19 protein-coding genes are annotated in these 23,538 nt (G+C 55.8%); 13 read left to right on the top strand and 6 right to left on the bottom strand.

Annotated elements, in window-relative coordinates; translation table 11 throughout:
- The first annotated feature begins 53 nt into the window (after nucleotides 1–53).
- From RMR16_RS18770 to RMR16_RS18760, 3 genes are all read left to right on the top strand, one after another.
- Entirely contained in the window at nucleotides 54–2,141 is a 2,088-nt protein-coding gene (locus RMR16_RS18770) for a GumC family protein (RefSeq protein ID WP_320198830.1), read from the top strand.
- Nucleotides 2,142–2,150: 9 nt separating this feature from the next.
- Entirely contained in the window at nucleotides 2,151–3,443 is a 1,293-nt protein-coding gene (locus RMR16_RS18765) for a lipopolysaccharide biosynthesis protein (RefSeq protein ID WP_320198829.1), read from the top strand.
- Nucleotides 3,444–3,530: 87 nt separating this feature from the next.
- Nucleotides 3,531–4,415, top strand: coding sequence for an ATP-grasp fold amidoligase family protein (locus RMR16_RS18760; RefSeq protein WP_432355028.1), 885 nt, complete (start codon nucleotides 3,531–3,533; stop codon nucleotides 4,413–4,415).
- Nucleotides 4,416–4,418: 3 nt separating this feature from the next.
- Here RMR16_RS18760 and RMR16_RS18755 read toward each other — a convergent pair whose 3' ends face one another.
- Nucleotides 4,419–5,717, bottom strand: a complete 1,299-nt coding sequence (locus RMR16_RS18755) for an O-antigen polymerase (RefSeq protein WP_320198827.1) — start codon at nucleotides 5,715–5,717, stop codon at nucleotides 4,419–4,421.
- A 108-nt stretch (nucleotides 5,718–5,825) separates the two neighbouring features.
- Complete coding sequence (locus tag RMR16_RS18750; RefSeq protein ID WP_320198826.1) at nucleotides 5,826–7,061, bottom strand: glycosyltransferase; 1,236 nt, start codon at nucleotides 7,059–7,061, stop codon at nucleotides 5,826–5,828.
- 315 nt (nucleotides 7,062–7,376) lie between these two features.
- Here RMR16_RS18750 and RMR16_RS18745 point away from each other — a divergent pair, with 315 nt between their 5' ends.
- The 4 genes from RMR16_RS18745 (at nucleotide 7,377) to RMR16_RS18730 (ending at nucleotide 12,842) form a co-directional block, all read left to right on the top strand.
- The gene (locus RMR16_RS18745) at nucleotides 7,377–8,483 is read left to right on the top strand and encodes a glycosyltransferase family 4 protein (protein WP_320198825.1); all 1,107 of its coding nucleotides are present in this window, start codon (nucleotides 7,377–7,379) and stop codon (nucleotides 8,481–8,483) included.
- Complete coding sequence (locus RMR16_RS18740) at nucleotides 8,480–9,544, top strand: glycosyltransferase family 4 protein (RefSeq protein WP_320198824.1); 1,065 nt, start codon at nucleotides 8,480–8,482, stop codon at nucleotides 9,542–9,544. The genes RMR16_RS18745 and RMR16_RS18740 overlap by 4 nt, the downstream gene beginning before the upstream one ends.
- Before the next feature lie 89 nt (nucleotides 9,545–9,633).
- On the top strand, nucleotides 9,634–10,896 hold the full coding sequence (locus RMR16_RS18735; RefSeq protein WP_320198823.1) for a glycosyltransferase: 1,263 nt from the start codon (nucleotides 9,634–9,636) through the stop codon (nucleotides 10,894–10,896).
- A gap of 110 nt (nucleotides 10,897–11,006) precedes the next feature.
- Nucleotides 11,007–12,842, top strand: a complete 1,836-nt coding sequence (locus tag RMR16_RS18730; protein WP_320198822.1) for an alpha/beta fold hydrolase — start codon at nucleotides 11,007–11,009, stop codon at nucleotides 12,840–12,842.
- Between the two features lie 11 nt (nucleotides 12,843–12,853).
- On the opposite strand, the gene RMR16_RS18725 is transcribed toward RMR16_RS18730, so the two are convergent.
- Nucleotides 12,854–13,312: an Lrp/AsnC family transcriptional regulator gene (locus RMR16_RS18725; RefSeq protein ID WP_320198821.1), complete on the bottom strand. Its 459-nt coding sequence runs from the start codon at nucleotides 13,310–13,312 to the stop codon at nucleotides 12,854–12,856.
- A gap of 235 nt (nucleotides 13,313–13,547) precedes the next feature.
- On the opposite strand from RMR16_RS18725, the gene RMR16_RS18720 reads away from it, so the two are divergent.
- Genes RMR16_RS18720 through mmsB form a run of 6 tightly spaced genes read left to right on the top strand, consistent with a single transcriptional unit; the run spans nucleotide 13,548 to nucleotide 20,495 of the window.
- Nucleotides 13,548–14,675 (top strand): acyl-CoA dehydrogenase family protein, encoded by a 1,128-nt coding sequence (locus tag RMR16_RS18720; RefSeq protein ID WP_320198820.1) that lies wholly within the window; start codon nucleotides 13,548–13,550, stop codon nucleotides 14,673–14,675.
- Between the two features lie 28 nt (nucleotides 14,676–14,703).
- Nucleotides 14,704–15,936, top strand: coding sequence for a 3-methyl-2-oxobutanoate dehydrogenase (2-methylpropanoyl-transferring) subunit alpha (locus tag RMR16_RS18715; RefSeq protein ID WP_320198819.1), 1,233 nt, complete (start codon nucleotides 14,704–14,706; stop codon nucleotides 15,934–15,936).
- Nucleotide 15,937: 1 nt separating this feature from the next.
- Complete coding sequence (locus RMR16_RS18710; RefSeq protein ID WP_320198818.1) at nucleotides 15,938–16,951, top strand: alpha-ketoacid dehydrogenase subunit beta; 1,014 nt, start codon at nucleotides 15,938–15,940, stop codon at nucleotides 16,949–16,951.
- Between the two features lie 2 nt (nucleotides 16,952–16,953).
- On the top strand, nucleotides 16,954–18,180 hold the full coding sequence (locus tag RMR16_RS18705) for a dihydrolipoamide acetyltransferase family protein (RefSeq protein WP_320198817.1): 1,227 nt from the start codon (nucleotides 16,954–16,956) through the stop codon (nucleotides 18,178–18,180).
- A gap of 7 nt (nucleotides 18,181–18,187) precedes the next feature.
- Nucleotides 18,188–19,585 (top strand): dihydrolipoyl dehydrogenase, encoded by a 1,398-nt coding sequence (gene lpdA, locus RMR16_RS18700; RefSeq protein ID WP_320198816.1) that lies wholly within the window; start codon nucleotides 18,188–18,190, stop codon nucleotides 19,583–19,585.
- A 31-nt stretch (nucleotides 19,586–19,616) separates the two neighbouring features.
- Nucleotides 19,617–20,495, top strand: coding sequence for a 3-hydroxyisobutyrate dehydrogenase (gene mmsB / locus RMR16_RS18695; RefSeq protein WP_320198815.1), 879 nt, complete (start codon nucleotides 19,617–19,619; stop codon nucleotides 20,493–20,495).
- A 113-nt stretch (nucleotides 20,496–20,608) separates the two neighbouring features.
- Here the strand turns inward: mmsB and RMR16_RS18690 are convergent, their stop codons facing one another.
- The 3 genes from RMR16_RS18690 to ugpA are packed head-to-tail and all read right to left on the bottom strand — an operon-like array spanning nucleotide 20,609 to nucleotide 23,389.
- Nucleotides 20,609–21,649, bottom strand: a complete 1,041-nt coding sequence (locus tag RMR16_RS18690) for a sn-glycerol-3-phosphate import ATP-binding protein UgpC (protein WP_320198814.1) — start codon at nucleotides 21,647–21,649, stop codon at nucleotides 20,609–20,611.
- On the bottom strand, nucleotides 21,649–22,497 hold the full coding sequence (ugpE, locus tag RMR16_RS18685; RefSeq protein WP_320198813.1) for a sn-glycerol-3-phosphate ABC transporter permease UgpE: 849 nt from the start codon (nucleotides 22,495–22,497) through the stop codon (nucleotides 21,649–21,651). The genes RMR16_RS18690 and ugpE overlap by 1 nt, the downstream gene beginning before the upstream one ends.
- A gap of 10 nt (nucleotides 22,498–22,507) precedes the next feature.
- The gene (gene ugpA / locus RMR16_RS18680; RefSeq protein ID WP_320198812.1) at nucleotides 22,508–23,389 is read right to left on the bottom strand and encodes a sn-glycerol-3-phosphate ABC transporter permease UgpA; all 882 of its coding nucleotides are present in this window, start codon (nucleotides 23,387–23,389) and stop codon (nucleotides 22,508–22,510) included.
- Between the last annotated feature and the right edge of the window lie 149 nt (nucleotides 23,390–23,538).

The raw sequence follows: 23,538 nt of genomic DNA, 5'->3' as shown, positions 1-23,538 counted from the left end.
AAAAGTCGGGCATCGTTTCTGTCTGGCACCAAGCAGATGAGACGGATATGGCGATGAACGACACCACATCTTACGAGCAGCCTTATCGTGAGCAGGCGCCCGGACCGGCAAATCTTTTCCGTCTGGCGGCTTTGCTGTGGCGCAATGCGCTTTTTATTCTTTTCGTTGGCATCGTGTGCGCGGCACTGGCTTTCGGCGCGTCTTTGCTGATCCCGAACTATTACGTCGCCACATCGCAAATCCTGCTCGACCCCGAAGGTTCGCGGGTTCTGGAAAGCGATCTGCCCGGCCAGCCGCGAGCGGTGGATTCGCACGTTCTCAATCAGCAATATATTATAACGTCTGCTCAGGTTCTGTCCCGCATCGTGGAAGGCCAGAAGCTTTATGACGATCCGGCATTCGGTGCCGCCGAGCCCGGTTATCCGGACCGGGAAAGCCGCAGCAATCTGGCGCTCGATACGCTGCGCAAGGTGACGTCCGTTGCCGCTGTGGGCAAGAGCTTTATCGTCAACGTCTCAGTCAAATCCGATAGTCCTGAGCGGGCGGCGGAACTCGCCAACCTTATCGCCACGACCTATACGCAAGTGCGTATTGAAATGAACAGCGATGTTCTGAAACGCACCGGCGGCGGGCTTTCCGCGCAGCTGGACCAGTTGCGCAAGGCTGTTGAAGATGGCGACCGCGCCGTGCAGGCTTATAGGGCCGAGCATAATCTGGCTGACATTCAAGGCAGGCCGGATGTCGAGCAGCGGATTGCCGACGCCAACACCGAAATTTCCAGACTGTCAGCGACGGTGGCGGAAAACGAAGCGCTTGTTGCAGAGCTGACGCGCGCCAGAAACGATCGCCAATATCTGCGCTCCATTCCCGACACATCGCTGACACCTGCGATTATCTCCCTGCGCGCCCGTTATCAGGAAAGCCGCGAGGAAGAATCCGTTCAGGCAACGTCGCTCGGTGCGCAGCATCCGTCATTGCAGGCCGCGCGGGCACGTAGCCAGTCGCTTGCCAATATTCTTGACGAGCAGTTGCGCAATTTTTCCACAGCGACCTCGGGCAATCTTCAAAGGTTGAGAAACCAGCTGGCTCTTTCGAAAACCAATGCCGATGCGCTGAAAACGACGCTCAACAGCGACGAGCAGACCATGGTGCGTCTGCGCGAATTGCAGCGCAAGCTGGAAAGCGACAGGGCGGTTTATGAAGCCTTTCTGTTGCGCACCAAACAGCTTTCCGAGCAGCAGGGAACGTCGAGCGAAAACCCGCAAATCATTTCCAGTGCCGAGCCACCTCTGCGCAAGGCCGGTCCTCCTCGCACATTGATGCTGGCTGGTGGCGGCATTTTCGGTCTTATTCTGGCCGCGGGTCTTCTCATCCTGCGTGACCAGTTCTGTGGTCAGCCAGTCGATACAAGACGGTTTGCACGCGCGCCGCTCAACACGTTCCCCGCCAGCGAGGTCAACGGCAAACCCGCCGTAACCCTGTTGCCGGTCCCTGCCAAAACCGAGACTGTGGCTGCTTCGCCCGGTGCCCGCTACGAAACCGTCATTCGTGATGAGGATGCGAAGGCACTGATCGCTACGGACGGTGAAGGCTTTGATGAGCTTGCCCGTTTCGTGTCCGCTTCGATCGAACCTGCTGCCAATCATTCGATATTCGTGGTCGCCACAGGTCCGAAAAACCGCTCGCCCTATGCAGCCTTCAATCTGGCCACCAATGTTTCCAGATTGGGAAGGCGTGTTCTTCTGGTGGACGGAGCATCCAATGATCCGCTGCTGACGGCCATGTTGTTGCCGGAGCACACCGGCCAAGGTGACGCGCGAAACATCGATGCAAAGGGCTTTCACGGCTTTGAATCTATGCCGTTGCTTCACTTCGCGCCCGCAGATCAGAGCGGCGGAGCTGAAAATATCAAGGCATCCAAGGACAATAACGGCGAGGCTTTTGACCTCATCATCGTCGATGGCGGCGTTGCCGCCAAGTCGCGGGTTCGGCCAAGCCTTCGCAATGCGCTGGACGAAGTGTTCTTGATGCAGCATGAAGAAGACACAGGCAGCGTGGTGATTGCGCTCGTGACCCTGGAAGAGAGCGGGCTGGAACAGATCAAGGTTCTCCGCATGACCCATTCCGGGCTTCAATATTGAGGGCAGACATTGGCTGAAAACAACAACCGGGCAGCCATGCGTATTCCTTTTTTGCAAGGCCGCTCAATTACAGGTCTGAACGTTATATTCAACATGGGTCTGCGCGGTTCGACCCTGGTGCTGCGTTTTGCGCTGTCCTTTTACATCGTCAAATTCATGGGTCTTGAGGCCGCCGGCATCTATGGCCTGGCGCTTGGTGTCGTCAACGCAGCACCGGCCATTCTCGGCTGGGGTCTGAACTATTTCATCGCCCGCGATGTCAGCGGCAAAACCTCTGGCGTTGCCGGTCTTTACATGAAAACGCGGTTGCTGGTGACGGTTACATCGCTCATCGCGATGACGGCGATTGGCCTGATCGCGGCCTACTTCATGGGCCACCCGGTTATTCCGCTGTATTTCCTCATTCTGCTGGTCGTCTGGCTCGAAACCATATCCTGCGACATTCATGTGCCGTTGATTGCGCAGGAAATGTCCAGTCAGGCCAACGTTCTGTTTTTCCTGCGAACATCCTCGTGGATTTTGCCGGTCATCGGTCTGGGTCTGGCGTTTGAATCCTTCCGGAACATAGAGACCATCATGGCCGCGTGGAGCATGGGTTATATTCTCATGTTTACCGGACTGTTTTTTTTCCTGCGCAACTGGCCGTTCAGGCGCATTCTTCAGGCACCGATGCGGCTCCGCTGGGTCAAGAAGCGCATGCGCAAGGCATGGCTGATCTACATCAGTGACATGAGCAATGTCGGGCTGGTTTATGCCGACCGGTACATCGTTTCGCTGCTGCTCAGCCTTTCGCTGACCGGCGTTTATACCTTCTACTGGTCGCTGGCCAATGCCTTGCAGACGCTGATTTCGACGGCAGTTCTGCAAGTGGCCATCCCTGCTTTGTTCAAGGCGTACAACACCGGCTCTATGAAAGAATGGCGCGAAGTGATGATCTGGCAGTTCACCAAAACAGCTGCCGTTGCCTTCGGGCTGGGCGCAGCGATTTTTGTGAGCGGCAATATTCTCGTGCATCTGATGAACATGCCGGAACTTGGCCAGCATCAGGTTATGTTTGCACTTCTGTTGCTGACAGCTGTGGTCCGGTCCTGCACGGACCTGATGGGGTTGGGACTGAACAGCCTGCGCAAAGACGGGCACTACGCTTTCGTCAACCTATCGAGTGTCCTGCTGTCTATCGGCATGAGTTTTGTGCTGATCAGCACCTTCGGCTTTATCGGGGCAGGGCTTTCCGCCTTCTTTACAGCGCTGGTGACGGCCTCGATATCCAGCACGATGTTGTGGCGGGCGTCGCGGTCTTAAGGGTATTGAAGCGTCGGATGGATCAAAAAAATTACGAGATAAGAGGCGATTGAAACCATGGCATCGGATCGGCAACAGCATTCTTTGATGCGCCGTATTTTTAAGAAGCTCTATCACAAGACGATCCAGAGCCTGCCGCTGAAGCAGGCCACGCAATTGCAATATTATCGCTATCACAAATTATGGGCCGATCTCGACAACCCCAAAACCCTGAACGAGCATATCGCCGCCCGCAAAATTGCATGGAGAGGACCGGAATCAGACCCGCGCCTCATTCTGCTGAGCGACAAAATTGCGGTGAAGGCCCATGTCGCCGCGGTGCTGGGCGAGAGGTGGGTGACGCCAACCCTGTGGCGCGGCAAAAACCTAGACGAATGCCCGCCGCTGCCATTTCCTTACGTCATCAAGGTCAACCACGGCTCGGACCGCAATATTTTCGTCTACGGACCAGACGATCTGATCGGCGCGAAGGCACAATGCGACATATGGCTTGCGGGCCGCACCGCGTGGCGACTGGCGGAAGAATGGTACAACCACATCGACCCGGAAATTTTCATCGAACCCTTTATCGGTGAAGCTGGCGAAGCGCCGGTCGATTACAAGCTTTTCTGTTTTGAAGACGATATTCCTTGCATCCAGATCGACACGGCGCGTTTTACCGACCATCGGCGCTGCTTTTATGATGCCCACTGGAAGAAGCTGGATTTCGGACATTATTATCCGCTGGAAACCAGAGATCTTCCCCGCCCGCCGCATCTGGATGACATTGTTGCTGCGGCTCGCAGGCTGGCGCAAGGGTTCGAGTTCGTTCGTATCGATTTTTACGACAAGCCTTCAGGGCCGCTTTTTGGGGAAATGACGTTCAGCCCGACCTCGGGTTTCGGCGCCTTCAGACCACCTTCGACGGATGCGTGGCTTGGAACCTTCTGGAACGACAAGCCAGCCGGCACGTTTCGCACCGGCGCGGAATAAGCATCAACTGCCGGTCGTCTGTGGCTTGCCGTTTTGCTCCGGCGTGGCCAGAAGGTAGGACAGAATGATGCCGCCGGTAAGCCACGCGACCACGACGTAAACGTAATAGAACCCCGGCGTGAACACGGCATTGAAGAGAAACAGGAAGGCGATGTAACCGCAGGCGACCTTTCGCAAGCCGAAACGGTTCGGCTGCAAATTGTCGTGCACCCACATTTGAAGTTTGCCGAAGTAATAACCGAACAGCGTCGCGATGAAGATCACACCGGGAACGCCGAAATTCAGATAGGCCTCGCCGAACAGAGTGGGGCGAAGGCCCGCATGGAATTGTGGGTCAAGACCCGCCAGTGTGCTGGTGATGATGCCCATGCGGAAATCATTTCGAAACTCGCTTATGAAGGACGGCACCAAGGCCATATATCCAGCGAGATAAGTCATCCCTTTATAGAAATGGCCATCGAAGCCGCTCAATATCCACGCATAATCGCGGAAATCCGAAAAATTATTGCCGTAGAATATTTGGTAGGACACGACCTGAAGAAAATCCACGCTGTCATTCCCATCGGCGGTGGAGCGCAAAATGCCGATGGCAATGGCGATGGTGACAAAGCCTAGAATGGACAAGGCGAAGGCGGCGATGTTTTTGTAGCGATAAGCGATGATGAGGCAGACGACGAAAACGAACAGGGTCTCGATGCTGGCCCCGCGCGTACCGATCATCAGACCCAGTGCACTGCACATCAGCCCCATGAAAACAAAAAATCGGCTGTAACCGAAGCCATACACCAGCAGGCTGAGGGTGATGGTTGGCAAGATCACAGAATAGAGGTTGATTGCGGGGCGCAGCGACGTGTTTTCAAACGAAAACTGCCGTCCCTCGAAGGGCCGCACGCCAAGAGCGATCAAACCCATTGTCGCGAAAATGATGACGACCAGTGATATCCAGACGCCCGGTTTGGTCTGCCAGAATTCATAACCCTTCTCTACGAAGGTAAACATGGCGCTTTTGCCGGAACTGAAGGTTGCCAGCCCCATGCCAACCAGAACGAAAACCACGCCGAGGACGGAGAGATAAAAGGCCTCGTTAATGTATTCACGGATAATGTAGAGCGAGTCGCCCACGGCCTCCATGTTTCCGTCTGATGACGCGAAGGGGGACATGACGAGGATGGGAAGGACGTTATAGCGGATCCAGAAATAGGATGAGAATGTCAGCACGCCCCATTTATAAAATGAGCTGACATAATAAAGCAGGAAAACCAACCAGCCGATGATGAGGATGAGCCAAGCCAGATTGGACATTTCAGACCTTGTTGCCCAAGCGGGTTGCTACAATCGGAGACGGAAAACTTACCCTCGACCGTCGCAGAAATCGGTTAAGAAGCTTTTAACCATGTTGCCAGAGGGGCCTCAGCGCTGTGCGGCGGAGAGCAATATTGTTTCCAAGCGGGCGTAGTAGCCGGATTGTTCGGCGGTGCCTTTGAAGTTGGCAAGTCCGGGAAAAATCTCGTCGCGTTTTTCCCACCAGTTTTTCTGGCCGATGGACAGCGCTTTTGCCAACAGGCCTGAAAGTGCATCCGGTTTATCGGGGTCGTAATGCCAGCCGGTCTGATGTTCGTGGATGATTTCTGTCGTTCCGCCACGCGATGTTCCGATGACCGGAACGCCGTAGATGGGTGCTTCGACCAGAATTCGGCTTTGCGGTTCGTGCCATCGCGACGGGACGATGATGACATCGGCAACGCGGTAAATTTCCTCCGGCCTTACGAAGCCTTTGAACTCCACCGGCGCATCTTTCGCCAATCGCTTCAACTTCGCCAGATCGGCGTCACGACCCCGCCCGGCAATGAGAAGTTTGGCGTTTCCGTGCTGGGGCAAGGACACGAAAGCACGCACAAGATCTGCCACCCCTTTTTCCGCGGCAATCGCGCCGAGATAACCGAAGGTGAAAACGGGTGCGGACGGGCGGTGTCTGCCAAGGATCGTTTTATCGTAACTTTCCAAGGTGGCATTTGTGTTGTGCATCACATGCCAGTCGGCATCCTGCAAAACACCATTATCGGCAAAGCGCTGGCGAAGTGCATCACTTACTGCGATGATCGTCATGCCAGCGCCAGCCATTTTGCGCATACGCCCGTTTAAAATCTTGCAGTCCAGACAGGGGCGATCGCAATTGTGGCCGTTGCGAAACATGCTTGTTTTGGGACAGAGCAATCCATAATCCCGCACATGCAGGCAAATCGGCACATTGGCGCTGCGGGCCGCCTGAAAAAGTGCTGGCTGCATATAGGCCGAGTTCTGGGCATAGATGAGATCGAATTTTTCCCGTTTCAGAAATTGGGTCAATTGCTCCGGGCAGATGGCGCCCAATGCGGTGCGCACATGCCAGCTGGCACGTCGCAAAATATTTGCGGAGGATTTGCGCGGCAGCGGCAGATAGCTGTTGTTCCAGGGCAGTCTCACAACGCGAATTCCACCCGGCAGACGTGTTTCACCCGGTGGTGCGAGAACATCCCCGTCCTTGCCCAAGGCAAGAACGGTGACATCGTGGCGTTGGCCAAGCTCGATCGCGCCCAGGCGCGCAGAGATTTCCGCGCCACCCTCCTCTTGGGGAGCAAAAGTTTGCGATACGATGCAGATCTTCAAATCCGCTTACCCTCTAGCCGCGAACGAAGCGCGATGCGGTTACCCTCTGCGCTACTTATGCCGCTCAACCATTTAAATATATTGAATCGCGCACATGCAGATCATGTAGTCTTTCGACGGAACATAGAAATAAACAAATTTTGTAAGCCGGCCACATAACATCGTTAAGGTTGAGTTCTTTTAAAACATGTTGATCCAGCCGTATTGCCTGCAATTTTTTGGCTGATCTTCCATCTTGATTAAGGAATTTGGGATTTAAGTCTAACCAGAAAGGGCAGATCCTCGTGTGATCATATGCCGTGAATGAGGTGGATCATGAGGATTCTGCATGTTTTTGAGACGATTCCCGGTGGACCCGCGACCTATTTCAATGAAACGGTTCCTACGCAGATAAAGGCTCTCGGCGCAGACAATGTTCGCGTCATCGTGCCTGATGCTCACGTGAGTTTTCTGAAAAACACGCCCGCGTCCTGCATTGCCACATTCAAAAGACGCAAACGATACCGCTCACTTCCGGCGCTGGCTTTGGCTGTTTTGCGGGAGGTGAAAGCTTTCCGTCCGGATATCATCCACGCGCATTCGACCTTTGCAGGCATCATTGTGCGCGCCATCGGCGTGTTGCCGGGCAGATTTCCGCCTATTATCTATTGCCCGCATGGCTGGGTATTCGACATGGAAACGCTCGGTCAATTCCGCCATCCCGCCCGTTGGCTGGAGCGCATGTTGTCGCCGTTTTGTAGTAGCATCGTGGCCATATCGCAGCATGAATATCGCCAGGGTTTGAAGGCTGGTATTTCTGCTAACCGTATGGTTGTCATTGAAAACGGCATCTCGTCGCAAACGCCACCCATTGTTCCAACAGAGTGGGTCGATCCTCGCACAAAAGTTCTGTTCGTCGGACGTCTGGACCGGCAAAAGGGCGTTGATATTTTATTGAAGGCGGCAGCCGAGCTGGATGGCAAGGCGGTGTTTCGCGTTATCGGTGCGCATGTGACGAACAAGACAGAAATCGTCGCAACTTTGCCTGCCAATGTCGAGCTTTTAGGATGGAAGTCGCCGGAAGAAATTGCCGGTCATCTGGCAGTCTGCGATGTGGTTGCCATGCCGTCTCGCTGGGAAGGTTTTGGGCTTGTTGCGCTGGAAGCCATGCGGGCCAGCAAACCGGTGATTGCTTCTGCCGTTGGTGGTCTGCAATCTGTCGTCAGCGATGGCAAAACCGGGCTGCTTTTTCCGACAGGAGATCACAAAGCGCTTGTTGCCGCCATCGCATCCCGTGGGCCGGGAGAGTGGGCGCAGATGGGATCGGCAGGTTACGAGCGCTTCATGGAGCGCTATAGAAGCGAGCGGACGAATGATGAGTTGATGCAGCTCTATCGCAGAGTATCCGATGACTGGCCGGTTGAAAGCCGCGAAATCGCATGAAATATTTTATCAATGGCCGTTTTCTAACCCAGAAAACCAGCGGCGTGCAGCGCTTTGCGCGGGAGATCGTCAAGGCGCTGGATAAGCGTCTTTCGTCATCAGGTCTTCGCGACGAATGGGTTTTGCTTGCGCCGAAAGGTGCGGCACTGGACTTAAAACTGTCTTCCATCGTGCAACGACATGTCGGTCATCTTTCTGGCCACCCGTGGGAGCAGACGGAGCTTTTCGCATCGTCGCGCAACGGCAGGCTGATCAATCTCTGCAACAGCGGACCTGTTTTGCACGGCAAAAGCCTGACCGTCATTCACGACGCCATGATTTTCCGCACGCCCGAAAACTTTTCACCATCCTACCGGCTGGTGCACAGTACACTCGGACGCGTGTTGGCGCGACGTGGACATATCGCAACCGTTTCGGAATTTTCCAAACGCGAATTGGCGGAAACGATCGGCGCGAAAAACGTTTCGGTCATTCCCAATAGCTGTGAACATATGGCGTCCATCTTACCAGACGAGGCGGTGTTGCAACGTTTGGGCCTTGTTGCCAAGGGATATGTACTTTTTGTCGGGTCTCCGACGCCCAACAAGAATATTCTGCGTGCCATTGAGGCTATCAAGCTTTTGGGGGAAAAGGCTCCGAAATTTGTTGTCGTCGGGGCTGCGGCATCGGCTGTTTTCAGGGCCGATGATGTGACCCCGCAGAATGACCGTGTTGTGTTTACGGGTCGTCTTTCGGATGAGGAAATTGTTACGCTCTACGCAAACGCCGCAGCACTGCTTTTCCCCAGCCTCTACGAAGGTTTTGGCATTCCTCCTCTTGAAGCGATGTTTCTAGGCTGCCCGGTTTTGTCGTCGCCAATTGAACCGGCGCGTGAGGTGTGCGGAGATGCAGCACTTTATTTTGACCCTCTCGACCCGGCCGATATGGCGAGGTCCATTGAGAATCTGGCTGCAACCCCCGATCTTCAGACCGAAATGATTGCGCGTGGACATGCAAGGGCTTCTGAATTTTCTTGGGACAGAAGTGCGGACGCTTTGCTGAAAAGCGTGTCTGGTCTTTGATGCTATGTTTACGCCTGTCGAAATAGTATGGGTTACCACCTTGCGGCCCTGCCGGACGCTGGGTGTGTGAGGGAGAAGAAGCGAAACCGATGAAGATCTGTATCGTCGCACAAACATTCGCACCCCAGGAGGAGGGCGGTGCAGAGATTGTGGCGCGCATGTGCGCTGCCGAGCTGTCGCGCTATCACGACGTGATTGTTCTTTCCCTCGGATTGGAAGGCGATGAGATCGCCCCGCCCGGTGAAAGCACGAACAGCGACGGCATTCGCGTGTTGCGCGTCAATTGGCACAACAGTTATCTTCCCGGCCCACGCAAACCGGCGATTGGCAAGCTTGCCAAACTGCTCTGGCATCTTCGCAGCGCCTTGGGTGCTACGTCTGCGAGTGACGTAAAACAACTGCTGCTGCGTGAGAAGGTTGATCTCGTTTACGCGCATAATTCCGCAAGAATGCAGCCGGCAATTTTTGAGGCGACCAGTGCGCTTGGCATTCCGCTGTGTTTGCATTTGCATGATTATGCCTTGCTCTGCCCCAAATCCAGCATGTTCCGCAGTTCCGGCAATTGCGAGAAACCCTGTCTTGAGTGTCGTGTTTTGACGGCGCGCATCAAATCCAGCAGCGGTGATGGCGTTACAGTGATCTCGGTCAGTGATGCGCTGCGCCAGCGTTTTCTCCGCAATGGCGTGTTGCCGAAAGCCGATTGGCATGTGCTGCTGAACGCCAATCGCAGCGAGGCGTTGTTTCAGGCGCCGCTGGTGGGGCGAGATCGCGGCACGAGCGAGCGCTTCACCTTCGGCTATCTGGGTGCTTTGGCAGAGGAAAAAGGCATCGAGGATCTGATCCGTGCTTTCCTCAAACTGCCGCTGCGAGATGATGCAACGCTGCTGGTTGCCGGGCGCGGGCGCGAGGATTACGTCCAGCATCTGAAGTCTCTGGTGGGGGATGCGCCAGTGACATTTCTCGGTTTTGTTCCGCCGGAAGAGGTTTACAAGGTAGCCGACGTTATCGTCGTTCCCTCGCGCTGGCACGAACCGCAAAGTCTTATCCTGATGGAAGCGGCAACCTATGGCGTGCCGGTCATCGGAACCGAACGTGGTGGTACGCCGGAAATTTTGAGGGATTTGGGCACCGGCTGGTGTTACGATCCTGACAAGGACACTGCGCTTGTCGACACGTTGGACAGGGCTTTGAGCATCGGGCGAGAACGTTGGTGGCTGGAGCGGAACAGGCATTTCCCGGGGATCGAAGGCTTTCGCGGAACATCGGAAGCATCGGGATATTACCAGCGGCTCAACGATATTCTCGTGGCCGCTGCCGAAAGGGCGCAGCCACCGAAAAAGACGGTTGCCTGAAGTGGCATATGAGCAGTGCATTGATTGGGTGCTGTGTTTTCAAACATTAGTTAATCGAAATGGAGCATTGTTGCGTTACTTTGGTTGGGATGGCCATTGGAGGGGAAAATATGAATGCCGGGTTCGATCTGCACAAGGTAGAGGGAAAAAGTGCGCAAGTCGCGGCTGATTGCCCTGTTACGTTTGCAGATACGGTTGGTCTTTTCAGGCCCGCCGATGCTTTGGCATCGCCTCATGATATTCAGTCGGAGATAATATCGCCCGCCACGGATACTGCAGTGCTCTTCGTCAGCTCTTGGGGTTTCGAAGAGCTGTGTGCCCGCAAATTCTGGCAAAGATTGGCTGTTGAATTATCGAAGCAGGGCATGGCCAGCATGCGGTTCGATTATCCCGGCACTGGTGATGCACTAGACCATCCCGATTATGCTGGCGGTCTTAATGTCTGGCTCGACACCATCACCGCTGCCGCCAAGATGTTGAAAGAATTGTCCGGTGCAAGCCGGATTGTGTTGATCGGCCATGGCATTGGCGGTGCACTTGCCTGGCGTGCGGCAGATGCGATGGACAATATTTCAGGCCTTGCCTTGGCAGCACCGGCTCTTTCTGGCCGTCACTGGTTGCGTGAATTCGTGGCCTTGAGCCGGATTGCCAATCAGGGCGCCATTCAAACGAGTTCCACCTTGGCCGGTCCAACGATGGGCGAACAGGTAATACCGGAGACTGTGGCAGGTGGATTGCGTGGCCTGAATATAGCCTCTGCGACGACTGCACCGGCTCCCAATATTCTGCTGCTACAGCAGGAAAATCGCCATGCCGATATCTCATTTGCAGATCATATCCAGACACTGGGTGTGAATGATCGTTCTCAGATTTTCGAAGGGTATGATCGGTTTATCCGCGATGTCCTGTTTTCTGTCCCACCTATTGCTGCCATCGACACCTTGGTGGAATGGGCAAGCGGCATCGCGACGCAGACACCAACGAACAGCGACAGAGCCGTGAGACCGCCAGCGCCGTCGGCAACGGCATTGGAGGGCGTGGGTTTTCGGGAAACGCCGGTGCGGTTTGGCGAGGCAAACCGTCTCTACGGTGTGTTGTCAGAGCCTGTGGGTCCGCGCACGGGCGCGACCGTTCTTGTGCTTCCAACCGGTTATGAGCGTGCTTCCGGCTGGGGGCGCATTACGGCGCAACTGTGCAGGGATCTGGCGCGGTCTGGCATCGCCAGCTTGCGGTTTGATATTGCCAATATTGCTGACAGCCCAGCGGTTTCTGCCCGGTCCGAACAGATCATGTATGGCGATGAACAGTTTGCGGATGTCGATGCCGCCATGGATTTTCTTCAGGAAAAGCGAATGTTCCCGGTGGTTATTACGGGCCGATGCAGCGGTGGCTGGACGGCGTTCAGAAGCGGTGTGCGGGATAAGCGTTTCAGTGGCGTTGTGCCTGTGAATGTGTTCGACTTCTATGTTCCACCCGGTTTGGACATTGAAGCCATGCTGATTTCATCACGCCAACCTTTGGCGAGTTATGGCGCAAAACTTTTGTGTGGCGGGTTCTGGCGCAGGGTACTGCGTGGCGAGGTTCGGGTTAAAAACGGCATCGTGAACCTGTGGGCGATGATCGTCGGTAAAGCGATTTCGTTCACCACGCCCATCATGGTGCGCTTTCCGTTTCTGTCGTCGCGGTTCAAAGCGCTATCGCAGGACTTCAAGGCCATCGCTGCCAATGATACTCGTATGTCGATTGTCTTCACCGAGGGCGATGTGGGTGCGGCCATGCTGGAAACCAATTTCGGTCCGCGTGGACGGCTGCTGACCAGTCGTTACGGTAACCCGCGCATCGTGTTTATTCCTGATGCCGACCATAACCTGACCACGGCGGAAGCGCGTCATGCGTGGGCTGGCGAGGTAAAAGCGATTGCGATGCAGTTTCCACCGCAAGAGTGACGACTGCGCTTTCAGCCGGTAAAGGCCGCTGACCGTCTGACGAATGTTTTCGTGGCAAAATTGGTCTGGATGCGCGCCACGCCGGGCACGGTGGTTAGAAAATCCAGGAGTTGTTGATAATGTGGAAGATCGCGCACCATGGCGTGGATAAGGTAATCCGAGCTGCCGCTGGTTTGATAACCGCCGACCACCTCCGGCATGGAGGCGACGCTGTGTTCGAAGGTGACGAGCGCATCCTTGATCTGCCGTTCCAGCGTCACTGAAATGAAGACGCCCATTGTGCCGAGCAGCCGGTTTTCATCGAAAACGGCGGTGTAGCCACGGATAATCCCTTGCTGTTCCAGCTTGCGAACGCGCCGGAGTGTTGGCGAGAAGGACAGGCCAATACGGACCGCAAGATCGCGCCAGCTTATGCGGCCATCCTCTGCCAAAACGTGCAGAATTTTCTGATCGAAGCTATCGAGTTCCATAGTGGATCATTTGATCTATTGATTTGGCGATTGTTGGATCAAACGTATGTTATTGGCAATAAATGTCAATCGAAATACCTTTGTAACCTTGAGCTGACAGTGTTACCGTTCACTCACGTTAGCCTTGGAGGAGGGTGACGTGGAAAACCGGGCTCTTTCCAAGGAGGTGGAAAGTGACTGTATGTGATTTCGGTATTGTTGGATTTCCGCCTGCCGCCTTTGTTTTGGAGGCGGCATGATCCTGAGCGAATCCCAGCAACAAATTCAGGATATGGCGCGGTCTTTTGCGCGCGAAAAGCTGTCGCCCGGTGCCGCGGAGCGCGACCGTCACAGCCGGTTTCCGCGCAGTGAATTGCGGGAGATGGGCGAACTAGGCTTTCTCGGTATGCTCGTTTCCGAAGAGTATGGTGGTTCCGATACCGGTGCTGTGGCCTATGCGCTGGCGCTGGAGGAAATCGCTGCCGGTGACGGGTCGTGCTCGACAATCATGAGTGTTCACAATTCGGTTGGCTGCGTTCCAATCCTCAAATTCGGAACGGAGGCGCAAAAGCAGCGTTTCCTGCCAAAACTGAGCAGCGGCGAATGGATCGGCGGTTTTGCTCTGACGGAACCGCAGGCCGGTTCGGATGCTTCGAACCTCAAAACCCGCGCCCGGCGTGATGGCGACGAATACGTCATCAATGGTGCCAAGCAGTTCATTACCTCTGGCAAGAACGGTCATGTCATCATCGTTTTCGCGGTGACGGACCCGGACGGTGGCAAAAAGGGCATCAGTGCTTTCATCGTGCCAACCGATACGCCGGGATACGAGGTGGTGCGGGTGGAGGAGAAGCTTGGGCTTCATTCCTCAGATACATGCCAGATTGCCTTTACCGATATGCGCATTTCCGCTGATCTGCGTTTGGGTGAAGAGGGTGAGGGCTACCGGATCGCGCTGGCCAATCTTGAAGGTGGACGCATCGGCATTGCCGCGCAAGCGGTGGGCATGGCGGGGGCGTCGTTTAAGGCGGCAAAGGAATATGCCAGCGAACGCAAGGCTTTCGGCAAAGCGATTGCGGAACATCAGGCCGTGGCCTTCCGGCTTGCGGACATGGCAACACGCATCGAAGCTGCCCGGCAACTCGTGCTGCATGCAGCCGCTTTGAAAGAGGCGGGAGAGCCCTGTCTTGTGCAGGCATCCATGGCAAAACTGTTCGCCTCTGAAATGGCAGAGCGGGTCTGTTCCGATGCAATCCAGATTCATGGCGGTTATGGCTACATGGCCGATTATCCGGTGGAACGCATCTATCGCGATGTTCGCATCTGCCAGATTTACGAAGGAACCAGTGACGTGCAGCGCATGGTGATTGCCCGCAATCTTTAAGTGGCAGTGTTTCAGGGGGAGTGAAGCGATGACGGAAACCACGCGTTTGAGCCTGCATGTGCCGGAACCTGCGGTGCGGCCCGGTGGTCAGCCGGATTTCTCCAATGTGAAAATACCCGCAGCCGGTGCTGTGCCGAGACCGGAAATCGATGCTGCACCGGAAACGATGCGTGATCTTGCCTATTCCATTATCCGTGTTCTCAACCGCCACGGCGAGGCGGTTGGGCCATGGGCTGGCACACTTTCGGACGATGACATTCTGGTCGGGCTTCGCAATATGATGCGGCTGCGGGCTTTTGATGCGCGCATGGTGATGGCGCAGCGGCAGGGCAAAACCTCTTTCTACATGCAGCATCTGGGTGAGGAAGCTGTCAGTTGCGCGTTTCGAAAAGCACTGTCCAAGGGTGATATGAACTTCCCGACTTACCGGCAGGCGGGGTTGCTGATTGCCGATGATTATCCGCTTGTCACCATGATGAACCAGATTTTTTCCAACGAAGAAGACCCGTTGCATGGACGGCAGATGCCGGTGCTGCATTCGTCCAAGGAGCATGGTTTCTTTACCGTTTCCGGCAATCTGGCGACGCAATATGTGCAGGCGGTGGGCTGGGCCATGGCATCTGCCATCAAGGGCGACACGAAAATTGCTGCGGCATGGATTGGTGATGGCTCAACAGCGGAATCGGATTTCCATTCGGCGCTGGTGTTCGCGTCAACCTATAAGGCACCCATCGTTCTCAACATCGTCAACAATCAATGGGCCATTTCCACGTTTCAGGGCATTGCACGCGGTGGGTCGGGAACGTTCGCAGCAAGAGGGTTGGGTTTCGGCATCCCGGCGCTTCGCGTCGATGGCAATGATTATCTGGCGGTCCATGCGGTAGCGCGCTGGGCTGTGGAGCGGGCCAGGATGAACCTTGGTCCGACGCTGGTGGAATATGTGACCTATCGCGCCGGTGCACATTCCACCTCTGATGACCCCAGTGCCTATCGCCCCAAGACCGAGTCCGAGGCATGGCCGCTGGGCGATCCGATATTACGGCTGAAAAATCATCTGATCGTGCGTGGTGTCTGGTCTGAAGAACGGCACAGCCAAACGGAGGCCGAGATCACGGACGAGGTGATAGAAGCCCAAAGGGAGGCGGAAAGCCACGGCACGTTGCACGCTGGAGGCAAGCCGTCCGTGCGCGATATTTTCGAGGGCGTTTACGCCGAAATGCCGCCCCATATTCGCCGCCAGCGCCAGAAGGCAGGGTATTGATATGAGCAGAATGACCATGATCGAAGCGGTGCGCAGCGCCATGGATGTATCGATGGGCCGCAACGAGGATGTCGTCGTTTTTGGCGAGGATGTCGGTTATTTCGGTGGGGTGTTTCGCGCCACGCAGGGGCTTCAGGCGAAATATGGCAGGACACGCTGTTTCGATGCACCGATCAGCGAATCCGGCATTGTCGGCACGGCCATCGGCATGGCAGCTTACGGTCTTCGGCCCTGCATCGAAATCCAGTTCGCGGATTATATGTACCCGGCTTACGATCAGATTACGCAAGAAGCGGCGCGCATCCGTTATCGCTCCAACGGGGATTTCACCTGCCCCATCGTCATCCGTATGCCGACAGGTGGCGGTATTTTTGGTGGTCAGACACACAGCCAAAGCCCGGAGGCGCTGTTCACCCATGTCTGCGGATTGAAGGTGGTGGTGCCGTCCAATCCCTATGACGCCAAGGGATTGCTGATTTCCGCCATTGAAGACCCGGACCCGGTGATGTTTCTGGAGCCGAAGCGGCTTTATAACGGCCCCTTCGATGGGCATCATGACCGGCCTGTTATTCCTTGGTCGAAGCATGATCTTGGGGAGGTGCCGGAGGAACATTATACGATTCCGATAGGCAAGGCGGAAATCCGCCGGGCGGGCGCACAAGTCACCGTCATCGCTTACGGCACCATGGTGCATGTGGCGCTGGCCGCTGCCGAAGAGACTGGCATCGATGCCGAGGTGATCGATCTGCGCAGCCTTTTGCCGCTCGATCTAGATACGATTGTCCAGTCGGTCTCCAAAACAGGGCGTTGTTTGATGGTGCATGAGGCGACTTTGACATCGGGTTTCGGTGCCGAGGTGGTGTCGTTGGTGCAGGAACATTGTTTCTATCATCTGGAAGCGCCGGTCATTCGTGTTGCGGGGTGGGACACGCCCTATCCGCATGCCCAGGAGTGGGATTATTTCCCCGGCCCCGCCCGCGTCGGCCGTGCGCTGACCGAACTGATGGAGGCCTGACCATGACGGAATATGTGCTCAAAATGCCCGATGTGGGTGAGGGCGTAGCAGAAGCCGAAGTGGTGGAATGGCATGTGAAACCGGGTGATCCGGTGCGCGAAGACATGGTTCTGGCCGCTGTCATGACCGACAAGGCGACGATTGAAATACCTTCGCCCGTTTCGGGCATTGTGACATGGATTGCCGTTGAGGTTGGCGAGACGGTTGCTGTCAAAGCGCCATTGGTTCGTATTGAAACGAAGGGGGGGGAGGTTGCGGTCTCTGAGGTCGTGAAGACCGAAAAAAAACCCGTCTCAACACCGGCTAAGTCCGTTGACGTGAAAGAAGCACCAGTTCGTTCAGAAGTTTCAGCGCCGGCGCAGAAGCCTCTGGCATCGCCTGCCGTTCGCCGTCGGGCGCTGGATGCGGGCATTGATCTTCGGCAGTTGGCAGGTAGCGGACCGGCGGGTCGTATTACCCATGAGGATATCGATGCGTTCAACACCTCTGGCCCTAGGTTGGTAGCACCTGCCGCTTCGGCCAAAAAGACGGCGGTGGAGGAGATCAAGATCACCGGGCTGAGGCGAAAGATCGCAGAGAAAATGGCGCTGTCAGTTTCCCGTATTCCGCATATTACCTATGTGGAGGAGGTGGATGTCAGCGATCTGGAAGAGTTGCGCACCACGATGAATGCGGGTCGCAAAGCTGAGCAGCCCAAATTGACCATCCTGCCGTTCCTCATGCTTGCCGTGGTGAAAACTGTTGCGGAACAACCCGCGATGAATGCGACATTTGATGATGCGGCTGGTGTTATCAGCCGGTTCGGTGCTGTGCATATCGGAATCGCGACCCAAACGCCTGCGGGATTAGTCGTTCCCGTGGTGCGTCACTCGGAGGCACGCGGGATATGGGATTGCGCGGCAGAACTTGCCCGTGTTGCGGATGCGGCGCGCAATGGCAGCGCCCAGCGTGAGGAACTGTCAGGCTCCACCATCACCATCAGTTCGCTTGGGGCGCTGGGTGGCATCGCATCCACCCCCGTCATCAATCACCCGGAAGTAGCGATTATTGGCGTCAATAAAATCGCCATCCGCCCCGTCTGGGATGGCAACCAGTTCGTGCCGCGCAAGATCATGAACCTGTCGTCCAGCTTCGACCATAGGGTGGTGGATGGTTGGGATGCGGCGCGTTTCATTCAGCGCATCAAGGCACTTCTGGAAACGCCGGCATTGATCTTCATCGAAAGCTGAGGGCAATATGAAAGAGATAAGTTGCAAGCTTCTCGTCATTGGTGCCGGTCCGGGCGGTTATGTCTGTGCCATCAGGGCCGGGCAACTCGGCATAGATACGGTCATCGTTGAACGCAGCAAACCCGGCGGCACCTGCTTGAATGTCGGCTGCATTCCCTCCAAGGCGCTCATTCACGCGGCGGACGAATTCGACAAGGTCCGGCATATGGCGGGTGACAAGGCAATGTTTGGCATTCGCGTGCAGCAACCGACGCTGGACCTTGCCGCGACAATGGACTGGAAGGACGGGATTGTTGACCGCCTGAACCTCGGCGTCACCGGCCTGTTGCAAAAGGCGAAGGTGAAAATTCTTGAAGGGACGGCGAAGTTTCGTGACGGCAAGACGGTGCTGGTCGAAACCGAAACGGGTTCTCAAATCGTGCGGGCTGAAAACATCGTGATTGCCACGGGCTCTGCGCCCGTGGAACTGCCTGTTCTGCCATTTGGTGGCGTGGTTCTCTCATCGGCAGATGTTTTGTCTTTGCGCGAGGTTCCACGCAAGCTGGTTGTCGTTGGTGGCGGTTATATCGGGCTGGAGCTTGGAACGGCGTTCGCCAAGATGGGCGCCGAGGTTACGATTGTCGAAGCGACCGAGCAAATTCTGCCGCACTATGATGCGGAACTGGTGAAGCCGGTGGTGAAACGGCTTGCTGAGCTTGGTGTTAACGTTCTGGTCGGGGCGAAGGCGGAAGGTCTTGATGACCAAGAAACAGGGTTGGTCATTAGTGATGGAGGCGAAAACCAACGCACTCTTCCTGCGGACAAAATTCTTGTCACCGTTGGCCGAAGACCGTGCACGGAGGGGCTTGGCCTTGAGGAACTCGATCTCGACATGGCGGGGCGTTTTGTCCGCATCGATGAGCGGTGCCGCACGTCCATGCGCGGTATCTATGCCATCGGCGATGTGACAGGCGAGCCGATGCTGGCCCATCGCGCCATGGCTCAGGGAGAAATGGTCGCGGATATTATAGCCGGTGGGCGGCGCGTCTGGGATAAACGGTGCATACCCGCCGTCTGTTTTACCGACCCGGAAGTGGTCAGTGCTGGCCTTTCTCCTGCAGAAGCACGGGCGCAAAGTATCGACGTAAAGATCGGCCAATTTCCGTTCAGCGCCAATGGTCGAGCCATGACCATGGCGGCGGAAAGCGGTTTTGTCCGTATCGTTGCCCGTGCCGACAATCACCTCGTTCTAGGAATACAGGCTGTCGGCTCTGGCGTTTCCGAACTTTCAAGCGCTTTTGCGCTGGCGATAGAGATGGGCGCGCGGCTGGAGGATATTGCGGGCACGATCCACGCCCATCCGACGCGCAGCGAGGCATTTCAGGAAGCCGCGTTTAAGGCATTGGGCCACGGACTTCATATGTAGCGTTTGCAGCAATACGGGACGGGAGGAAGGCATGACATCGATTGCATTTATCGGCCTTGGCCACATGGGCGGGCCTATGGCGGCAAATCTCGTCAAGGCGGGGCATGTTGTGCAGGGCTTTGATCTGGTGCCGGACTTGCTGGAAACTGCGGCTCAAAAGGGCGTTTCGCCATGTGCTTCAATGGAAAAGGCGGTAGAGGGCTGCGATCTGGTCATCACCATGTTGCCAGCGGGACACCATGTTATCTCTGTCTGGAGCAAGCTTGTTCCGCTGGTTCCAGCGGGAACGTTGCTGATCGATTGTTCGACCATCGACATCGATAGCACGAAAAAGGCCCATGAACTGGCAAAAGAACACGGCTGCCCGTCACTGGATGCGCCTGTTTCTGGTGGCACATCGGGGGCGGAAGCCGGGACATTGACTTTTATGGTGGGTGGAGAGGCGAAAGCCTTTGCCGCAGCGGAACCGATATTGCGGGTCATGGGTAAGCGCATCATCCACTGCGGGGACGCATCGATGGGGCAGGCGGCAAAAATCTGCAACAATATGATCCTCGGCGTATCGATGATCGCCGTGTCGGAAGCCTTCGTGCTTGCTGAAAAGCTGGGGCTTTCCCAACAGTCGCTATTTGATGTCGCCGCCGTGTCATCCGGGCAATGCTGGTCGCTGACAACCTATTGCCCGGTGCCGGGACCGGTGCCGACATCGCCCGCCAATCGTGATTATCAGCCCGGCTTTGCAACAGCGTTGATGTTGAAGGATTTGTTGCTCTCCCAAAATGCCGCTGAACTCAGCGGCGCCAATACACCGCTCGGCCATCAGGCGGCGGCGCTTTATCAGCGGCTCAATGATGACGGGTCTGGCAATAAGGATTTCTCCGCCATCATTGAAATGATCCGTAAACTATGAAATGCCTGACTTAAAACATGTTGCGCGAAAAAGGATTCACGCGACATGCTTTAACTCTCTGTTTTTCGCATGTCTTTATCGCAAAACCGCTGCACACTTTTGCGAGACAGGCTTTAGATGCGCTTGCCCGTGTTGTCGAAAAGATGGAAGCGGGCGGGATCAGCCGTGATCGTCACTGTTTCACCGATCTCGATTGCCGAGCGTCCCGGAACGCGAAACACGATGGCGTCCCCATCCGACATTTCCCCGTGGACATAGCTTTCCGCGCCCACCAGTTCTACGGCCGCGACCTGAACGGCAAGCTGGAAAGGGCTGTTGGACGTGCTGTTGGCGATGGTAATGTCTTCCGGGCGCACGCCGATGGTGGCCGCGTGGGACGGGATGGTTCCGTTTTCCGGCGCTTTCCACACCGCGCCATCCAGCGGCAAAAGGTTCATGGAAGGCGAGCCGATGAAGGTTGCCACGAAGCTGGTTGCGGGCTTTTCGTATAGCTCGATTGGCGTGCCGACCTGCTCGATGCGTCCGGCATTCAGCACGACAAGACGGTCAGCAAGCGTCATCGCTTCCATTTGGTCGTGCGTTACGTAAATGCTGGTCGTGGCGAGCGAGCGTTGAAGACGGCGAATTTCCACCCGCATCTGCACGCGCAGCTTCGCATCCAGATTGGAAAGCGGCTCATCGAATAGGAAGGCTGATGGCTTGCGCACGATGGCGCGGCCCATGGCAACGCGCTGGCGTTGACCACCGGAAAGTTGACGCGGTTTGCGATCCAGAAACTGTTCTATTTCCAGAGCGCGTGCGGCATCCGTAATGCGTCGGTCGATTTCGTCTTTCGGCGTGTTGCGGTTTTTCAGGCCGTAAGCGAGGTTTTGCCGCACTGACATATGCGGGTAAAGCGCATAGTTCTGGAAGACCATCGCGATATCGCGTTCTGCCGGTTCCAGATCGTTGACGCGTTTACCAGAAATATTGACATCGCCGGAGCTGATGCTTTCCAGCCCTGCCACCATGCGCAAAAGGGTGGATTTTCCGCAGCCGGAAGGTCCAACGAGAACGATCATCTCCCCGTCCTGAATGTCCAGCGAAACGCCTTTGATGGCCTCGACATTGCCAGCATAGACCTTGCGAACGTCTTTGAGTTCAATTGTTGCCATTATTTTTCAGTCTCCACCAAGCCTTTGACGAACCAGCGCTGCATCAGCACCACGACGATAACGGGAGGAATGATAGCCAGGATCGCAGTGACCATGACGTAATTCCAAGGGGTCGAGGCGTCGGTGAAATCCACCATGCGGCGCAGGCCGATTATGATTGTGTTCATTTCAGCGCGATCCGTGACCAACAGCGGCCATAGATATTGGGTCCAGCCGTAGATGAAGAGGATCACGAAAAGGGCCGCGATATTTGTCGTTGAAAGCGGCAGCAAAATATCGCGCATGAAGCGGAATGGCCCGGCATTGTCGATGCGCGCCGCCTCCACCATTTCGCCCGGTATCGTCAGGAAAAACTGCCGGAACAGGAATGTTGCCGTGGCGGATGCCATGAGCGGCAACGTCAGCCCGGCATAGGTGTTCAAAAGACCCAGATCGACGATGACCTTGTAGGTCGGCAAAATGCGCACTTCGACCGGGAGCATCAGCGTGATGAAAATCATCCAGAAGAAACCCATGCGGAATGGAAACCGGAAAAAGACGATCGCGAAGGCCGAGAGGAAGGAAATGACGATCTTTCCCAAGGCGATGGCGACGGCTACGACAAAGCTATTGAACAGCAGCCTTTCGAGGCTGACACCAACCACGCGCTCTACGCCGCCAGAAATGGCCTCGTGATAGTTTTCCAGCAGATGCCCGGAAGGCAACAAAGAGAGCGGCGGGCGAAGAATGTCGGTGGATGTCGCCGATGAGGCGATGAAGGTGTAATAAATCGGGAAAGCGACGATGATGATGCCGATAACGAGCATCAGATGCGCCATAAGCGTTGCGACGGGGCGGTTCTGGATCATTGTTTTCCCCTCAACCGTAATGGACGCGCCGCTCAACGAAGCGGAACTGGAATGCAGTCAAAGCGATGACGATGACCATCAGCACAACGGATTGCGCTGCGGATGAGCCGAGGTTCAGGTTGACGAAACCATCATTATAAACCTTGTAAACCAGCGTTTCCGTTGCCTTGGCAGGGCCACCGCCAGTGACGGAGTGGATGATGCCGAACGTATCGAAGAAGGCGTACACCGTGTTGACGACGAGAAGGAAGAAAGTCGTCGGCGCCAGCAGCGGAAAGATGATCGTCCAGAAACGCCGCGCACCGCGCGCGCCATCGATGGCTGCTGCTTCCAGTAGGGATTTGGGGATAGCTTGCAGGCCCGCAACGAAGAATAGGAAGTTATAGCTGATCTGCTTCCAGGCGGCGGCGGCAACCACCAGCGCCATGGCTTGATTGCCGTCCAACAGCGGATCCCAGTTGATGCCGTTCCGGCGAAGAATATAGGCGAAAGTGCCCATGGCCGGGTTGAACATGAACAACCACAACATGCCTGCCACGGCCGGTGCAACGGCATAAGGAATGATCATCATTGTGCGATAAAAACCCTTGCCGCGCACCACCAGATCGGCTGCTGTCGCCAACAAAAGCGCAACGCCCATGGAGAGCAGCGCCGTGGCGACACTGAAAATCACCGTGACTTTCAGCGCGTGCAAATAGTTTGGATCAGACAGGATGGCAGAAAAATTGGCGAATCCCACGAATGCGCTCTGAAGACCAAAAGGATCTTCTCGCATGGCAGATTGATAAAGTGCCTGACTTGCCGGCCAGAAAAAGAACACGACCGTCAGAATGATCTGCGGTGCGACCAGAAAATAGGGAAGAATTTTGTTGGGAAAGACAACGCTTTGCAAGGCGGCCTCCTTTGGAGCATCGAACCTAAAAATGTGAACAGAGTTGGTCCGACGTTCAAACAAAAACATCGAGTGGCGCAGGCGATCCCGCGTTTTGCGCCACTCTCATGCAATACGGCTGTTCTCGTTTTTTAAACGAGGACAGCCGG

Origin of the sequence: Agrobacterium sp. rho-13.3 (genome assembly GCF_033957765.2) — a bacterium.
Classification (GTDB): domain Bacteria; phylum Pseudomonadota; class Alphaproteobacteria; order Rhizobiales; family Rhizobiaceae; genus Agrobacterium.
This window is presented reverse-complemented; position numbering and strand designations above follow the sequence as displayed.